Here is a 17,788-nt window from a genome sequence, read left to right on the forward strand (position 1 = left end):
AGAATATGAATCAAATCAGTCCATTAGCTTATGTTCATCCTGAAGCGAAATTAGGAGACAACAACATCATTGGTCCATTTTGCTACATCGACAAAAACACTGTTTTGGGTGATGGCAACGTATTACAGAACAGTGTCACGATTCACGTTGGTGCAAGGATTGGAAACAACAACGAACTTTTCCCTGGTGCGAGCATTAGCACGAAACCGCAAGATTTGAAATTTAAGGGCGAAGAGACCACCTGCCAAATAGGAAATCATAACAGCATCCGAGAAAACGTCACCATCTCACGAGGCACAGCTTCTAAGGGTACCACAATTGTAGGCGACAACAACCTGCTGATGGAGAACATGCACATCGCCCACGATTGCATCATCGGCAATGAGATTATCATAGGAAACTCCACCAAATTAGCAGGCGAGGTAACAGTTGACGACCGTGCCATTATCAGTGCCACATTCCTGTGTCACCAGTTCTGTCACATAGGAGGATATGTGATGGTACAAGGAGGGAGCCGCTCTCCGAAAGACATTCCACCATACATCATCGCAGGACGAGAGCCGATTCGTTATGCTGGAATTAACATTGTAGGACTTCGACGCAGAGGCTTTAGCAACGAACTGATAGACTTGATACACGAAGCTTACAGGTTGCTGTACAGTAAGGGCGTTTTGAGTGAAGGCATTGAAGAGATAAAGAAAAACATCAACATCACTCCCGAAATACAATATATTATCGATTTCGTAGAATCTTCGCAGCGAGGCATCATTCGATAAATGAATACACTGATTGTTCTTCTTGGTCCTACGGGTGTAGGCAAAACAGAACTCTCTCTGAAAATTGCCGAACACCTCAACACTCCTATCATTAACGCCGACTCGCGACAACTGTTCACAGAGATTCCTATTGGAACGGCTGCACCTACTTCTTCACAATTACAACGAGTAAAACATTACTTCGTTGGCTCGTTGCATTTGCAAGATTATTACAGTGCAGCTAAATACGAAGAAGAAGTGTTACAACTTCTACCCAAACTCTTTTCGACTTCTCCACACCATGTGGCTTTGCTTTCTGGTGGAAGTATGATGTATATCAGTGCCGTATGTCAGGGCATTGATGACATTCCCACTGTTGACGACACCACCCGCCAATGGATGAAAGAGCGATTAGAGCAGGAGGGGTTAGCCCCTCTCGTGGAAGAGCTCAGATTGTTGGATTCCGAACATTATAATATAGTAGATAAAAACAATCCCAGACGAGTGGTTCATGCACTCGAAATCTGTCACATGACGGGTAAGCCCTACTCCTCTTTCAGAACTAACACCAAGAAGAAAAGACCTTTCAACATTGTGAAGGTTGGGGTAAACAGGACTCGTGAGGAGATGTACAACCGTATCAACCTTCGTGTTCTCGAAATGATGCGACAAGGATTGCTCGAGGAGGCAAAGTCGGTTTATCCACTTAAAGGATTAAATGCCCTCAATACAGTGGGTTACAAAGAGCTGTTCGCCTATTTCGATGGACACATACCGCTCGAAGAAGCCGTCCGGAGGATTCAATCTAATTCGCGCGAATACATGCGAAAACAACACACATGGTTCAAAAAAGACCAAGATATTCAATGGTTCAATCCCGACAACATTGAAGAAATACTAAATTATATCGACAATCAGCTATAGATACCAACTTATTTGCTACTTTTGCAAACAAATAAATCATCATGAAATCGAACCGAATCAAAACATTCCTCAACTGGTATTGGAATAAAATACGTGGATTTTGGCCATGGTATAAACAGCTATACATTGGACGTCCATGGTACGCAAAAACAGGAATAGCACTACTCTCTGGAGTGATAGCACTCTTTATTTATTTGGGTGCAGTAGACATCAATTTCCTTTGGTTGTTTGGCAAGTCACCAGGCTTTGCCCAAATCAAGAACCCCACCACAGCCTCGGCATCTGAGATTTACAGCAGTGATGGCAAACTCATCGGTAAGTTTTTTAACGAAAACCGAACCCCTGTTACCTTCAACGAGGTGAACCCACTCTTCTGGAAAGCCTTGATTGATACAGAAGATGAACGGTTCTATCACCACATTGGCATCGATTTTCAAGGTATTTTCGCAGCTGCAAAAGATGCAGTTGTAGGGAATGACGCACGAGGAGCTTCAACTATTACACAGCAGTTGGCAAAGAATATGTTCCGCGTGCGTACGCAATATTCCACGGGAATACTGGGAAAGATACCTGGTATCAAGATGCTGGTCATGAAAAGCAAAGAATGGATTATCGCTCTTAAGCTGGAGATGCTTTACGACAAGAACGAAATTCTCACCATGTATGCCAACACCGTTGATTTTGGGTCTAACTCATACGGCATAAAAACAGCAAGCAAGACATATTTCAACACGACACCTTCGCAGTTGACGGTCGAAGAGAGTGCGGTATTAGTAGGAATGCTGAAAGCCACCACTCATTACAACCCCATTTCTAATCCCGAGAACAGTCTGCGCCGTAGGAACGTTGTCATGAAGCTGATGGAAGCGAAAGGCGACTTGTCTAAAGCGCAATACGACAGTTTGAGTACAATTCCTATCAAGCTACATTATAATGTCGAAACCAATTATGACGGACAAGCACTCTACTTCAGGGAAGCCATAGCCAACTATCTAAAGGATTGGTGCGAAGAGAATGGATATGATCTCTATACAAGCGGGTTGAAGATTTACACCACGTTGGACACACGAATGCAACGTTATGCTGAAGAAGCGGCTCGCAAACAGATGAAACAGATTCAGCGCAATTTCAACAATCACTGGGGGAAGAACGATCCATGGATTGATGAAAACGGACAGGTCATCCCAGGCTTCATCGAACAGATTGCACAGCGACAGCCTGTATATAAGTATTTGAGTGCCAAGTTCCCCCATCAGCCTGACTCTATCTCTTATTATTTGAACCAGCCCCATACGGTAAAACTCTTTGACTATGAACATGGCACGATAGAAAAACAAATGTCTACCATGGACTCTATTCGCTACATGGTACGTTTCATGCACTGCTCCATGGTAGCCATGGAACCGCAAACAGGAGCTGTAAGGGCTTGGGTGGGTGACATCGATTTCAACTCATGGAAGTATGACAAGGTGACAGCGATGCGACAGCCTGGTTCTACGTTCAAGCTGTTTGTCTACACCGAAGCTATGAATCAAGGACTGACACCGTGTGACAAACGGCGCGATGAATATATCTCCATGCAAGTATATGACAAGAAGAAGCAACAAGAGGTTACCTGGACACCAGGCAATGCCAACGGACGCTTCTCTGGTGACTCTATCCCACTGAAAGGAGCTTTTGCTCGAAGCATCAACTCCATTGCTGTTCGACTTGGACAAGAAATGGGTATCAAGCGCATCATTGAGACTGCTCACAAGATGGGCATCAAGAGTCCACTCGATGATGCACCAGCCTTGGCATTGGGGTCGTCGGATGTAAACCTCTTGGAAATGGCAAATGCTTATTGCACCGTTGCCAACGATGGCAAACACCATGAGCCAGTTTTGGTAACAAGAATAGAGGACAGCGAAGGACGCCAAGTGTACATCGCTCCCACCAAGTCCGAACAAGTCATTCCATACAAGAGTGCTTTCTTTATGCAACAACTGCTCTTGGGTGGCTTACGTGAACCCGGTGGCACGTCCATGAGTCTTGGAGGATATGTGGGCAAATACAGAGATACCGATTGGGGAGGTAAGACAGGAACTTCCAACAACCATTCTGATGCGTGGTTCATGGGGGTAAGTCCCAAACTTGTCGTTGGCGCATGGGTTGGAGGCGAATATCGAAGCATACACTTCCGGACAGGAGCACTCGGACAAGGCTCGCGAACTGCCTTGCCTATCTGTGGATACTTCTTACAAGAGGTACTCAACGACCCTGCATTCAAAGCTTACCATGCCAAATTTAGCAAGCCAAAAGATGATGACATCACACGCAGCATGTACACTTGTGACAGCTATTATGAAAAGGCGAAAGTAGACACCACGGCACAAGACACCTTAAACGACGATATGGAAGAGGTACTCTTTGACGAGTTTGGCAACCCCATTCACAAATCTGAAGAAAAGCTCAAACCTTCTGAACGACTTGCTGTGCCACAAAAGAAGAAGGAACCCACAGAAGAGGTCATCAAGCTGGATAACTTGTAATGGCACATGGCATTGATATTGAAAAGATAGACCTGAACAACCAAGAGCTGCAAAATGCGCTGCAACTGGTTCAGTTCACCCACCGTTCCTTGTTCCTCACGGGAAAGGCAGGAACAGGTAAGTCTACTTTCCTGCATTACATTGCCCAAACTACAAAAAAGAAATATGTTATCCTCGCCCCTACTGGCATTGCAGCAATCAATGTCGGTGGGGTTACACTACATAGCTTTTTCAAACTTCCCTTTCATCCCCTACTTCCTAACGACCGACGGTACAGCACGCAACAACTTAGAAATACGTTCAAATATAACAGCGAGAAAATCAAACTCATCCGTGAACTTGAACTTATCATCATTGATGAGATTTCTATGGTTCGTGCCGACATCATTGATTTCATTGACAAGATATTAAGGGTTTACTCGCACAATATGCGCATCCCTTTCGGTGGGAAGCAACTACTGTTGGTGGGCGATGTCTATCAGTTAGAGCCTGTCCTCAAAGAAGAAGACTGGCAGTTGCTGCAGCCTTACTATCCCTCCAAGTTCTTTTTTGATGCACACGTGTTTAGATCTTTCCAATTAGTTTGTATTGAACTGCAAAAGGTGTATCGACAGCGTGACGACAAATTTATCAGCATCCTTGACCATATCCGAACCTCCACCGTCACGAATACCGACCTCTCCTTATTGAACCAACAGGTGGGGCAACACCAACCGATGGATGCGCATCAGCTATCCATTACCTTATCCACTCGACGTGATACGGTTGATTATATCAATAGCTTGCATTTATCTAAGTTGCCAGGCGATGCCACAATCCTCCATGGAAGTATTGACGGTGAATACCCTGAAAACAATTTGCCCACTCCCATTGAGCTTGAAGTAAAAACTGGCGCACAGATTCTATTCATCAAGAACGACCGTGAAAAGAGATGGGTCAATGGCACCTTAGGAACGATTATCGGCATTGGTGATGAAGAGGATGGAAAGATTTACGTTCGCACAGAGCAGGGCGAAGATGTCGATGTGGAACAGGAAGTATGGAACAATGTGCGATACACCTATAATCAGAAAGAGCAAAAGGTAGAGGAAGAGATTTTAGGTTCCTTCCAGCAATTCCCATTACGTCTGGCATGGGCGATCACCATTCATAAGAGTCAGGGGCTCACGTTCAACCAAGTGAAGATAGACCTCTCTGGAGGTGTTTTCGCAGGTGGACAAACCTATGTCGCCTTATCTCGCTGTCGCTCGCTAAAAGGTATCGAACTACAAGAACCTGTCAAGAAAGAAGATATCTATGTAAACCAAGAAGTAGTGAGGTTTTCAAAAACCTACAACGACCCAAGTGCACTCAACACGGCTATACAACAGAGCAAAGCAGACAAACAGTACCATGATGCCACCAAGGCTTTTGACCGAGGGGACATGCAGACGGCACTCGACTACTTCTATAAAGCCATTCACAGCCGATACGACATTGAAAAGCCTGAAGTAAAACGACTCATCCGTAGAAAGCTAAACATCATCAACCTTCTGCGTGAACAAAACAAACAATTGCAGAAGGAAAAGCAAGATGCAGAAGCTTTTCTAAAAGAGTTGTCTACAGAATATGTCATCATGGGAAAAGATTGTGAAAAGGAGGGCATGACCGAGGCTGCTATCCGAAATTATCAGAAAGCCCTTAAACTTTATCCCACTCATCCCCAAGCCCTGAAAAGACTCAAAAAACTTAACGGCTAAAATGATATTGATTACTAATAAGCCCTGCCAATGACAAGGCGAAGCCTCCACAAAAATACAGCTACGACAACGCCCTGAGCCTCCTACCCCACAGAGGTAACCTCTTCTATCAACATGGTAAATAATATATGCTTACGAAACACACCTAACGTGATACCAAAATAGAGAGTATAGTAATTCTATCTGCTTGGATTGGATATTATACACTAACAGATAAACTCCTTTTTATTTTCTTTGGTTTATCAAACGATACAGCCTTTCACGGTCTTTATACACATTAGTGGTGTGCATGGGTCGATAATAGAGATATTTCAAAGCAGGGATACACTGTTGATCGGTAGCTTTGGGATCAACACCCAAGATACTCGCAACCTCGCATTTGATATCCTTGGCCAATTGAGAAGAGGAAATGGGATGTTTAGGATTGTGTCCTATATTGATCCGACACCATAGTATTTCTCCCGTGCGAGGATGTACTATCTTTTGTGACGACACTCCAACAGCTCCCAAGTCGTAGGCAACGACAATAGGAAGTTCTGCCGCTACAAAACCTGTGACAATTGGCTTGACTATAAGACGAACACTCACTCCTATCTTTTTTAGCGAAGCATTCCAGTCGATAATACCACTGCTAACAGCCTGTTGATATTGACGAGGCATCATTGAGTCGATGTAGAACACACACATTCTGTCCGTGTTCCAACGCATTACTAGTGAGTCAGAAACCATGGTATAAGGATTTTGGGTATAGTCTAAGAAACTGATAGTCTGCACTTCTATATCAGGAACAGCCAAACGAATAGGTTGATCATGAGATGGTAAAAGTCTGAACGCATAGCTAAGCCACAAGGGCTGACTACCCGATGGTAACAATATGGCCATGCTGTTATAAACATATTGTTCTGATTCTACCTCGTAATGCCGCTCTACTGTTAGTGCTACACCTTCCGCTGATTCACTCACTGAGGTAAGACGGCTCATGGACGGTAGTACCGAGCGTATGTTTTGATATAGCGAAAGATCGAACCACCCCATGCCATAAGTTACGACATCAGTAATATCGATAATAGGATTGCCCATGGCCGAAACCGCCACAGCATGGTATGTTTGTCCCACGATTGGACCATTGGACAGCTGGAACGCATTGACATATGCACTCGTTGGGTCTATGATACGCTCTGCATAGAATGGCTGAAGAAATACAACTGTACTACTGTCGGGTATTGATAATTTGACTACGCCCAACGATTTAATGGGTCTAGCTATCATATTAAATCCTCGATCAATCTGACCTTGCAGAACCATTTCTCGTCCGTCAAACTTCCGATTGAACTCCATGTACAAACGCCCTCGGTTTTGATAGATAGGTAATACACCATTTATCTTGGATGTGTTATCGGGAAAAAAATCAGAGAAAGATTTTATCGTCTCTTGTCCCAACACTGTTACCGAATATAAGAAAGTGATACATATATAAAAGTATCTCATTGCTTGTGATTTTTCATATTTTCAATAAGTTTATTGTAACGTGAGCGCACGTAGTTATTTAACTCAATTTGGTTTGCATTGTCGTCCAATGACGAGAGTGTCTGTTCTACTTCATGCATTAATTCATCTTGAGTCATTACATCCTTAGAGTTCGTTAATTGCTTTTGCATGCGCTCAAAGGCATGCTGAAGAGCCTGCATACAACCATCGTATAGTTTGTCCATAGCTGCTTGGCGATCTGCTCGTATACTTTCGGTGAGGCTATGACTGAATAGCCACGTTGGTGGAGTAAACACGTAGCGTTGCAAAAAACGCAGTGCTTTCTGACAATAATCTCTTGTCTCTGGCACAGACAAACCGTTCACATATCGATTGCCACCGAAGTGAGCTATGACATGTTCCACCCACTGGCAATAATGTTCCACCATAGAGATATACCGACCGTGCATTATCTGCCGCTCAAGAAGTGTTTTAGGCTGCCAGATGTGGTGCAGAGAGCATAAATATCTGAGATTATCAATGCCTTGTGAGTTGACAGCCACATGGTCATTACCGAGATCTTCTTGCTGTGACCGCACATCGCGCATGTCATAAAAAGCCAATTCGGGACATTGCTGCTTACACCTGTCATACCAGCGTTGACGATTTAGCTCTTGTTCTTCAGGGGTATCACCTCTAAAAATACGATAACCCCATTCTATTGCCCAGCGGTCATAGGAACCAATTTGGATACGTCGGTTCTTAAAATCCACCTTGTCACCTGGTCTGAGCGCATAGTTAAAGCGTGCATAATCCATAATAGAACTGCCCATGCCGTGTTGAGACAAATAACTATTGCTACGTAAACTGTCTATAGAAGCGTGACTACTGCCACTGTAGTTGTGTTCCAATCCCAACGAGTGTCCTATCTCATGGGTGATAACAAGTTTGACCAACTCTCGTTGCAAGCGCTCTGGAAGAATGGGCTTGCGAGCCTCAACATCAACTGCACCGCACTGGGCAAAATACCAATTTTGCACCAAATTTATAACACTGCTGAACACGCCCACATGGCAAGCCATAATCTCGCCAGCTCGTCCCTCGCAGGGTGTAGGTCCGTAAGCGTTGTTCACACCTGCTATTTTCCACGAGATGAAAGGATATCGGCTATCGTATATACAAAAGTTAGGATCTTCCTCTGCCGTGGGAGCCAAGCGCGCATCAATGGCATTTTTGAATCCAGCCTGCTCAAATGCCACGCGCCACTCACGCACAGCCTCAATAATACTCTGCTGATACATTCGAGGGAAATGCCGATCCACATAAAAAACAATGGGCTTGACTGGTTCAACCAACTCGCCGCTAAAATAGCGCTCGTGGTCTTCTGGCTTTATTTCCAATCTCCATCTCTTAATAATGGGCACTCGTTCCACCTTTCCACTATCAAGCATCATGCGCTTGTTTATTTCAAAAAAGGTTTTATTGTCACCCCGTCGAACTATCATTGGAGTTTTCGGCATTAATCTTATGCACACACCTGTCTTCCAGTTGCCTTTGTATATGGGATTTTTGCCTTGACCAGCCATGTTCAAGCTGGTATACGTACGAGCAATACGTAGCAATAGGCAGTCGTTTCTACCTTGTACCTGCTCCACACTGTCCTTAGCCGTGTCACGCTGGCTCACTTTCATGTCATAGTAGGCTGGTTCAAGGGCAAAAAGTGTAAAACTTTTCAGCGTCTCTCCTATCTCAATAAGAGTCATGCCATCTTGCTCGGCGACAATGGGTAGTTTTTTATACAATCGCTCGCGGGGTGTTTGCAACGCTATCTTACTAATGTCATCAGTAGGATTAGTAATTATCATGGCGTGCTGAGGGTCTGTCATACAAACATAGCTATTATGCTTATGTAGCTTTATAAACAGTGGTCCTATGAGGTCACCCGCATAACCATATTTAAGTTCAGTAGACCGATTAGGGCGTTCAGGGGCTTGAAGAATAGTAGTAGTGATACTATATTCGCGATCGAACAACGTGTCAGGGATAGCCCAATACATCTTGCCACCTACTTCATAGGTATCAAACATACCATGTATAACATGCGATTGCGATGAGAAAAAACCAGTATATTGATGTTGCCCACTCACTGGAAGCAAGCGAACAAACACTAATATGACGGTCAAAAACACTAATCGTTTCATATGATTATTTATAAAGAGGGACAAGCATCTATCCATTCGCCCTAATTCCTTTGCTCGCTTTGACAACACAACTCTAACATAAAAAGTAAGGTGTCAGAACAGACAAAATTTTACCTTCTTTTATTCGTGATTATAAGTGATATCAATAATTTTACCAAAGCTATTGGCTGGATCGTCAAATATAAAGCTACTCTTTTCAGCACGTTCCACATCACCAGCTACATTGAGCCTGAGTTCACCTATATAGCCCTTGCCATTATCTGTATTAATGCCAAAGCCCAATATCATACCCAATCCATTATCGGAATCATTAGCTTCACGAAATTTCAAACAGGCTATTTTGGCGCTGGTACTCATCTCGTAAGTATAGATAACCTCCACTTTTTGTCGTTCCATATCTATGCGATACACACTGTTACCTGCAGCCATGAATACAAAGTGAGCAGAGAATGCGCTTGAAGCAGCAAAGCGAGCCGTTCCCAAATCAATCGTTGGAGGGAGGGAAACTGAATATTTTCCTTTACACATAGGCTCGTTATAATCGGCACTAAACATATAAACCGTCAACATAGAGGAGCCATCGGTAGTCATCATAGCATATGCATACTTGCTGCCGCTTCCCCCATTCACGATATCAAGCAACCTATTTGCTTCGTCAATATGATGAGGATCGAACGCATAGTTACCCTCGGTATCCTCATTCAGTGCTCTTAAGACCAATGGTTTATTGTCTTTCCACTGACTACCCGATCTAATAAACTTAGACTTATAAAATGAGGTCATGACATAATCGTTCATGGTCGAGAAAATATTTCCAATACGGAAACTTTTTGTTTCGGGATTGTAAACCAGCGCATAGCTACCAAACGTCACCAAACAAGAAGGTCTAAATACCTCACGTTTGGTATTCTCGCCCTCAACACGTGTGTCGAAAATCGAATAAGGAACACAATATCCATCATCGTATGCAAAGTAAGCTTTTTTGTCGGTCACAAATATCTCACCTTTCTTTTCCATTCTGTAATAGGACAAATTTACAGGAATGCTTTTGAGTGCGTTCTCGAACAATATCTTGTTGGTTCCGTACTTTATCTTCAACGTACTCGGATCAAAAGTAGTTATTTCTCTATTAGTGGCAATTGTAAGATTTGCGAAAGTGGTCGTAAACGGTGGCTGTCTGTAGCCATACTGTCCTCTCGCTGCTATTGCAACGGGCTTACCAGTGAGTGTGAGCGGTTTTCCAGTCTCAGATTTGAATACATCGGTATAGGCGAAAAATCCATCTGCATCACCTTCAACAGCCCCCACCATGGCTTGTTGAGTAGCAGATTCTTGCAACACGAGCCACGCAGGATTAAGTGGTTTGATGACAGCTACTTTACCAAGCTTATACCATTTCTGACCAGTTTTAGCATCCGTCACTATAAGCATCATGCCAATACTCTCGGGATTGTTAGGTTCCACCTTCACATCGCACGCCTTACTGGTGGCATACGGTTCATAATCGATAATTCGCTCTGAACCGATTTTCGCATCTCTTTTGAGCTTAAGCCACTCAAATGCAAGATTGGTCTCACTTTGTACCAATGTTTGTGTCAGCTTAGGCGTAAGTGTGACTACCAAAGTGTCCGTTTTAGGCATACGTACCTTTGCTTCGGGTATCTCTATTTCAAGGTCATTAACACTACGATAATCGTAGTTTCCCTTGTCGTCATAACAACCATTGGCAAATACCACTATCACGAACCCTACGATAACATTATATATTTTTTTCATTGGTTTTATTTCAATTATAATTATTATTTATCTTGCGCCTCTTCTGGGAAAATATCATTACCCTTGTCATCAACTATGGGGGCGTGAGTTTTCTTGTATTCTTTATAGGCAGCAATAACTTTTTGCAAGGCACTATTACTGTCATCGTCTGATCTTATTTTATCAAAAGTACAGCCCAAAACATCCATGATGTAACAATACTTTGGCACGCTAAAATCGCCCCAACCTTGCCATGAGAAGTCCCACCAATTGTCGGGCTGGGTGATGCGCCACACATAATTCACTATAGTCTGGCTGTCATTGACAATACCCTTAAGAAACTGATGACTGGAATTTTGGTTGTCAAACACCAAATTACAGCCATAAGCCTTATTGCCCGACTTGTATGGTGGTCGCTTCACTTTAATGCAGAAACTCTGCGTAGTTCCATCAAGTTTGCTGAAAGTGTACATGGGCTCAATCTGTATTTCCATCGTATTTTCGTATTCTTTATTAACCGTCTGCTTAACACAGAAATTCCTGTTCACTGTGAGCAAGTCGCCTTGTATTCGCACACGGAAACTGTCTGTGCGATAAGGCTGGCTTTTTAACATGACGTAATCAGTATCTACCAGTTCACCATAAACTACTTTGTAGTCAAAATTGATGCGTGGTTCCTGTCTATACAACTCTATTTTCTCTTCCTCGCAGCTTACAAAAAAGCATAACGAAACTATAACAGTTATAAATATAAATATGTGTTTCATAATGGATATTACTTGTTGGTGTTATTACCGAATATTATTTCGTTATCAGGCAAAGGAATTTGATACTGCTTGGTAGTCATTTTTTTCACACCACATCCATAATATGTACTATAGGCATGACTTTTAAGGAAGAAGAACAACTGCCCCTCTGCAAAATATTCCTTGCGGTATTCTTTCATTATCTCATTGATACGGCGTGTTTTTGAGTTATCCTCAAGAGAACTTACATCTATGTCATCATATCCTGTTACATGTATTTCTTCGCTGTAAGGTATGCCTCTGGCCATGCGCACTGCATTGAGTGCATCCACACTTTCCTGAGCATTAGAAGCACATTCAGCCAAAATATAATACATTTCGGGTAAGCGGATAAGTGGTATGGCGTTAGCTCCTTGGTAACCATAAACATTGAGCAACGGCTCTTGATTATACTTTTTGCAAAAAGCGAAGACGTGACTCTCATCCCATCCGAATGCTACGGCATTTTGCCGCCAGTCTGATGTAATACCCTCGTACACCTTAACCATCATATCACCAGTGGTTCCAAATCTATCTTTGGTTGTAGCATTGTTACCATTGAGATCCATCATCATGTGGTTATTGTCGAGTACCGTGAACAGCTTGTCTACACTAATTCCAAAGATTTGCTCGCCGTAGCGTATGGAATTGTAGTTGGATAAGGTTTGTGTTTTGTAGAGTTTAAATGCATCTGATGCCGCTATCACCTCACGAGCCTTTGTTACAGCGTTTTCTTTTTGCCCTGCGTAGCAATACACACGAGCCATCATAGCCTTCACCGCATACACATTCATCCTAAACTCCCGGTTGCTCAAAAAAGCTGTACGCTGATCTTCAGGGGTAAAAAAGTCGCGCGAGTCTTTCTCTTCTAATAACTTCTCTGCAACCTTAAGGTCTTCCAAAATTTTCGCCACTACCTCATTAGCGGGTAGCACTGGAGTGGGCTCATTATCAAATGTGGTCTTATATGGTATAGCCAAATCTTTGGGACGTTCACTGTATATTGGTCCATAAAGACGCAACAAGTCAAAGTATAGGAATGCTCGCAAGCCCAAAGCCTCACCTTTGATCACCTCACGATAGCCAGGCGAAGTAAGCTCGTTACCTCGTTGATCCACTTCATACAATAAATTGTTCAAGTTGGCGATAAGATTATACTGCTTCTCATATATACCATTACGTTTGTCTAAAAACTGATTATTATAATCGAACACCATGGATTGGTCAAATACGTTCATGTTGTTGCGAATGGGATAATCGCAATACAGACCTGCCAGCTCATCCAGATAGGCGTATGATAAATCACCAGCATATAAACTTGTGGAACCCATCATGAGATATACACCAGTGAGGGCATCTTTGAAACCTGCTTCTGTATCGAACATCTTGTCATTGGGTATATAGGTTTTGGGAGATACATCCAACCAATCATTGCACGAGGTGAATCCTCCTGCAAGAACGACCCATACCACTATATATAAAGATATCTTGATTTTCATATTGTCTTGTTTTTAGAATGCTACGTTAAGTGAGAATGTGAATTGGCGAGAGAAAGGGTAGTCCAAACCACGCTCACGCTTTACGGACGATAGGTAGAACAAGTCTTCCATGGTAAATCCGAGCTTGGCTGAACTCACTCCCCAATGCTTGATAAATTTAGTATTTGTTGTATCCATGCGATAGAACATAGATAGAGTGCTGCCTTGAAATACATTCTCATCCATTACAAAGCGAGATGTGGCCATAGTACCAGCCCCATGAGCATTGAGAGAGCGATACATGGCATGATTGCCAGGACTCTGCCAGCGCATCTGCATCACTCGTCGGTCAGCGTTGTAGGCAAGATTGGCGTTCTCAACTTTGTCAACCAAAGTTTGATTGTATACCTGTCCGCCAAACCTGTAGCGAAAACTCACATCCACACCCCAACCCATATAAGTAAACGAGGAATTGATATATCCTTGCCATGTAGGCTCGGTATTACCAAAAGGAATAGCGTCTGCTCCTGTATAACCTGTCTGATTGGTAAGCTCACCATTTCTTTTCACTAATATTTCGTCACCAGTGGCTGGATCTATTCCCAACGATGGTACCACCCATATGCTCGACATAGAATAGCCTTCTTCATAACGGGGCAACGGACTGTCTTTAAGTTGGTTTGTGCTTACCTCATTGATGTGTCGCATGGCCTCAGATATTTCCACCAGTTTGTCTTTGTTATGTGAACCATTTAACGTCACAGTCCAATAGGCTTGTTTGTCCGTGTTACGATAGGGAATAGCGGAAAGGCTTATCTCCCATCCCTTATTCTCTATCTTGCCAAGATTTTCTGGATAAGAAGTGAAACCGATTGAAGGAGCCAATGTAATGTTAGTGATGAGATTATCGGTCACCTTTCGGTAGTGTTCTATACGAGCGGTGAACCGATGATCAAACAATCCTAATTCGAGCGCAAAGTTTGTGTTGCGGGTAGTCTGCCACTTCAGATTCTCGTTATGCATAGCTAAGATAGACGCTCCCGTTCCATCAGACGACAGATAAGGTAGCAACAAGGAATAATTGTAGTAACTATGCGCTTGATAAGGTGAAAAGCCCTGTGATCCAGTAGTACCATAAGTTGCACGCCACACTAAGCCTGAGATGAATGACACGTTCTGCATGAAATTTTCTTTCTTCATATCATAGCGCAATCCCGTAGACCAAAATGGTGCCCAACGATTGTTCTTGCCAAACTCTGACGACCCATCAACACGTGCGTTAAAGTCTACAGAATATTTGTACTTGTATGAATAACCTCCACTGAGTACACATCCCACTGATCGACTCGTGCGCTCGCCACCTGTAACCTTTTCATTATATTTCTTACCAAAGAGTAAATCGTCCATATTATCATTAGGAAACCCTGTCACATAGGTACCATATGAATTAATGTTGTGTTCCTGAAAACTCATGCGTGCGTTAGATGTGATGTAATGATCTCTGAACTGTTTGTTCCAACTTGCAGTGAAATCAAGTCCCCAATTGATTCCTTCATTCTGGATGCGCCGATAATCTCCCTTGAGCGTGGGGTCACTGATATTATCAAATGCAGTGTGCTGGGCTGGGCGAAATATATCATGATGCCCTACACTCTTAGACAGTGAAAAAGCTCCTTCCATGCGCCAGTCGTTGGTGGGTCTGTACTCCACCTTAAAGAGTTCGCGTACGGTGAAGTTGGTGGCACGGTTCTTGCTATTGAAAGTGGTGTTAAACAATGGGTTAGCATAAGTGGCTATCCCCATGTTAGTACCATTGAAATCGTCCATATTTTTCTTCATATTACCATTTTCATCGTATGGACTGAGATAAGGATTGAGTTTGGTATATTGACTGAAACTGCCATAATTTGACTCATCGGCCTTAGAATTATCAATCGTGATACTGTTCTTCAGCAACACCTTTTTGAATTGATATTGAAAATCAAGCATACCCGTAAGTACGTCACGACCACTATTTTTCATCACCCCATGTGAACTATTGTACCCCACATACATGCGATATCGTAGCGCATCATCGCCCCCTTCAAGCGTAACTGTATGTCGTTGCTGCAGAGCTGTACGCAGAGGTTTGCTCAACCAGTAAGTATCTACACCTGAAAGTACATTGCGTAGCTTAGACTGATAGAGACGCCACTTCTCCAGTGTCTGACCACCCTCAGTATATACGCCAGCTTTCAGCTCGATATCAAGTTTCTCTTGTGCATTCATCAAATCGTAGCCTGTTAAATCTGGAGCCTCCATACGTAACTCTCCGCCATAGGTCACCCATATACGTCCTGGTTTAGGTGTCTTGCTTTCAATCACTATCACACCGTTAGCAGCACGTGAACCATAGATGGCGGTGGCTGCGGCATCCTTCAGAATAACAATAGAACGTACGCGATCGGGATCAAGGTCATTCAGTGTTTGAACACTAATTTCAAAACCATCCATAATAAGTAATGGTTGGTTGGCATAAGTCTCATATTCACCTTGCACTGTAAGCACGTTGGTCTTTGAGCTAAGATCCATGTTGGCTCCACCACGCATACGCATATCGGGCAGACTATTAGGATTGGAACCAGCCATAATGTTGTCCATGATATTCAGACCGGGGGTCATTGCAGCGATAGACTTGGCCACATTATTGGTACTAAACTTCTTAAGTTCCTCACCCTTGATAGTCACTGCCGATCCTGTAAAGCCCTCTTTCTTGCGATTAAACATACCCGTTACCACTACATCGTCTAATCGGCGACTGTCCGTGTGCATCACAACTTTTACAGAAGCAGACGGCGTTATCAGAATCGTTGCCATGCCAATATAACTAATTTTCAACTTGGTATCAGAACGTACGTTTTTCAATTCGAAGCGTCCCTGCTCATCGGTAGCAGTACCGTTCTTGGTTCCCTCAACTTGTACACTTGCACCTATGACTGGCAATCCGTCCTCTGCAGATATTATTAAACCTTTTACAGAGGAGATTATCCGGTTGTCCTCACCTTTCTGAAGCACAGATTTGTTGGCTTCGTTACGTGAATGCGCATTAGCCACTTGCATACCATTGACACAAGTCAAGGCTATCAATGCCGTAATTAAAAATATTTTATTTCTCATGAACCTATAAGGGTTTGGGTTAAAAAATAGCAAATCAACAACATTAGAGACTTACCTCTAACAACATCGTGTATGTATAGACTAAGCTGCTTATGCTTACCGTCCTTATCCACTTCGAATCATCTTATTTATAGTATTTATAAAATTTAATATTTAGTTTATAATTTATCTATTTAATTTATATGAGCAGTAATGCGTATCATAATAAGGAACTAAACAAGGCTAAAGAAGCTATGCTTCATCAGTTCAGAAAAATACAACAGATTAGTAGGTTTTCGTCACTTAAATGCTTATATTTGCAAATATATGTTATTTCTTTTAATTTCCAAGATTTATTTCATATATTTTGAAAATATTTTTTCAAATTCCCATAAAATTTCATAAATATACGTTATATATCTAAAATTATAAAGTTTTATCATTCAATGTATGGCCAACAGAAGACAGCAATAATTTTACTTGAAGCACATATTGAGCTGCTGTATTTATTTGATAATTAGAAGGAAACAAGCAAAAAAATGAATGATATTTTTACAACGAAAGACACCAACCATACAACGCATGTAAACTTTCAGGTACGCTGCATGGAAGGAAATTAAATGCCGAATTTTCTTTACAAAGTGCCTCTCAAAACTCGCGTGTAAACAACCAACACTAAAGTTGGTCGCAAATACGCTAATTATGAGCAACGTTCTTAACTTATTGTTATTGAATGTGTTATACTTATGTCGTCTCTTTTCTTTCGTATTTTTACCGTTGCTTGGCGGTTAAAGCATTGTTCTAAGTTTGTTATTTGCATGCTTTAATGCTACTATTGCATGTGAATAATGCCCTTGATACATGTTTCCAAGGACATCAACTCAATGTTCCAGCGTAAACAGGTGTCAGATTTGGTAAAATCAGCGTAATTTTGTCTATTGCTTGCCTATTGAAATTTTCTATTTTGAAGATTTTCAATGGTCGTTTTTTGGTAAAATGATAGGACAAAAACAACGAA

10 protein-coding genes are annotated in these 17,788 nt (G+C 42.4%); 4 read left to right on the forward strand and 6 right to left on the reverse strand.

The window, feature by feature from the left end; translation table 11 throughout:
• Nucleotides 1–5: 5 nt before the first annotated feature.
• The 4 genes from lpxA to HMPREF9304_RS04525 are packed head-to-tail and all read left to right on the forward strand — an operon-like array spanning nucleotide 6 to nucleotide 5,949.
• The gene (gene lpxA / locus HMPREF9304_RS04510; protein ID WP_008125764.1) at nucleotides 6–776 is read left to right on the forward strand and encodes an acyl-ACP--UDP-N-acetylglucosamine O-acyltransferase; all 771 of its coding nucleotides are present in this window, start codon (nucleotides 6–8) and stop codon (nucleotides 774–776) included.
• Nucleotides 777–1,679 (forward strand): tRNA (adenosine(37)-N6)-dimethylallyltransferase MiaA, encoded by a 903-nt coding sequence (gene miaA, locus HMPREF9304_RS04515; protein ID WP_036926841.1) that lies wholly within the window; start codon nucleotides 777–779, stop codon nucleotides 1,677–1,679.
• Nucleotides 1,680–1,720: 41 nt separating this feature from the next.
• On the forward strand, nucleotides 1,721–4,210 hold the full coding sequence (locus tag HMPREF9304_RS04520) for a transglycosylase domain-containing protein (protein WP_036926843.1): 2,490 nt from the start codon (nucleotides 1,721–1,723) through the stop codon (nucleotides 4,208–4,210).
• Nucleotides 4,210–5,949 (forward strand): AAA family ATPase, encoded by a 1,740-nt coding sequence (locus tag HMPREF9304_RS04525; protein WP_036926845.1) that lies wholly within the window; start codon nucleotides 4,210–4,212, stop codon nucleotides 5,947–5,949. The genes HMPREF9304_RS04520 and HMPREF9304_RS04525 overlap by 1 nt, the downstream gene beginning before the upstream one ends.
• Before the next feature lie 225 nt (nucleotides 5,950–6,174).
• Here the strand turns inward: HMPREF9304_RS04525 and HMPREF9304_RS04530 are convergent, their stop codons facing one another.
• The 6 genes from HMPREF9304_RS04530 to HMPREF9304_RS04555 form a co-directional block, all read right to left on the reverse strand.
• Nucleotides 6,175–7,437 (reverse strand): hypothetical protein, encoded by a 1,263-nt coding sequence (locus tag HMPREF9304_RS04530; RefSeq protein WP_052045894.1) that lies wholly within the window; start codon nucleotides 7,435–7,437, stop codon nucleotides 6,175–6,177.
• Nucleotides 7,434–9,617 carry a zinc-dependent metalloprotease gene (locus tag HMPREF9304_RS04535; protein ID WP_052045896.1) on the reverse strand — a complete coding sequence of 728 codons (2,184 nt, stop codon included), beginning with the start codon at nucleotides 9,615–9,617 and terminating at the stop codon, nucleotides 7,434–7,436. Before HMPREF9304_RS04535 ends, HMPREF9304_RS04530 begins: the two co-directional genes overlap by 4 nt.
• Before the next feature lie 120 nt (nucleotides 9,618–9,737).
• Nucleotides 9,738–11,393: a PKD-like family lipoprotein gene (locus tag HMPREF9304_RS04540; protein WP_036926848.1), complete on the reverse strand. Its 1,656-nt coding sequence runs from the start codon at nucleotides 11,391–11,393 to the stop codon at nucleotides 9,738–9,740.
• Between the two features lie 23 nt (nucleotides 11,394–11,416).
• Nucleotides 11,417–12,139, reverse strand: coding sequence for a DUF4843 domain-containing protein (locus tag HMPREF9304_RS04545; RefSeq protein WP_036926849.1), 723 nt, complete (start codon nucleotides 12,137–12,139; stop codon nucleotides 11,417–11,419).
• A gap of 8 nt (nucleotides 12,140–12,147) precedes the next feature.
• On the reverse strand, nucleotides 12,148–13,656 hold the full coding sequence (locus HMPREF9304_RS04550) for a RagB/SusD family nutrient uptake outer membrane protein (RefSeq protein WP_231564465.1): 1,509 nt from the start codon (nucleotides 13,654–13,656) through the stop codon (nucleotides 12,148–12,150).
• 12 nt (nucleotides 13,657–13,668) lie between these two features.
• Complete coding sequence (locus HMPREF9304_RS04555) at nucleotides 13,669–16,734, reverse strand: SusC/RagA family TonB-linked outer membrane protein (protein WP_231564467.1); 3,066 nt, start codon at nucleotides 16,732–16,734, stop codon at nucleotides 13,669–13,671.
• Nucleotides 16,735–17,788: the final 1,054 nt, after the last annotated feature.

This window comes from Hoylesella timonensis S9-PR14 (assembly GCF_000762405.1).
GTDB classification, from domain to species: domain Bacteria; phylum Bacteroidota; class Bacteroidia; order Bacteroidales; family Bacteroidaceae; genus Prevotella; species Prevotella timonensis_A.

Bases quoted from the DNA above. Each gene is read 5' to 3' on its own strand.
- lpxA (WP_008125764.1), top strand. From the start codon at position 6: ATGAATCAAATCAGTCCATTAGCTTATGTTCATCCTGAAGCGAAATTA.
- miaA (WP_036926841.1), top strand. From the start codon at position 777: ATGAATACACTGATTGTTCTTCTTGGTCCTACGGGTGTAGGCAAAACA.
- HMPREF9304_RS04520 (WP_036926843.1), top strand. From the start codon at position 1,721: ATGAAATCGAACCGAATCAAAACATTCCTCAACTGGTATTGGAATAAA.
- HMPREF9304_RS04525 (WP_036926845.1), top strand. From the start codon at position 4,210: ATGGCACATGGCATTGATATTGAAAAGATAGACCTGAACAACCAAGAG.
- HMPREF9304_RS04530 (WP_052045894.1), bottom strand. From the start codon at position 7,437: ATGAGATACTTTTATATATGTATCACTTTCTTATATTCGGTAACAGTG.
- HMPREF9304_RS04535 (WP_052045896.1), bottom strand. From the start codon at position 9,617: ATGAAACGATTAGTGTTTTTGACCGTCATATTAGTGTTTGTTCGCTTG.
- HMPREF9304_RS04540 (WP_036926848.1), bottom strand. From the start codon at position 11,393: ATGAAAAAAATATATAATGTTATCGTAGGGTTCGTGATAGTGGTATTT.
- HMPREF9304_RS04545 (WP_036926849.1), bottom strand. From the start codon at position 12,139: ATGAAACACATATTTATATTTATAACTGTTATAGTTTCGTTATGCTTT.
- HMPREF9304_RS04550 (WP_231564465.1), bottom strand. From the start codon at position 13,656: ATGAAAATCAAGATATCTTTATATATAGTGGTATGGGTCGTTCTTGCA.
- HMPREF9304_RS04555 (WP_231564467.1), bottom strand. From the start codon at position 16,734: ATGCAAGTGGCTAATGCGCATTCACGTAACGAAGCCAACAAATCTGTG.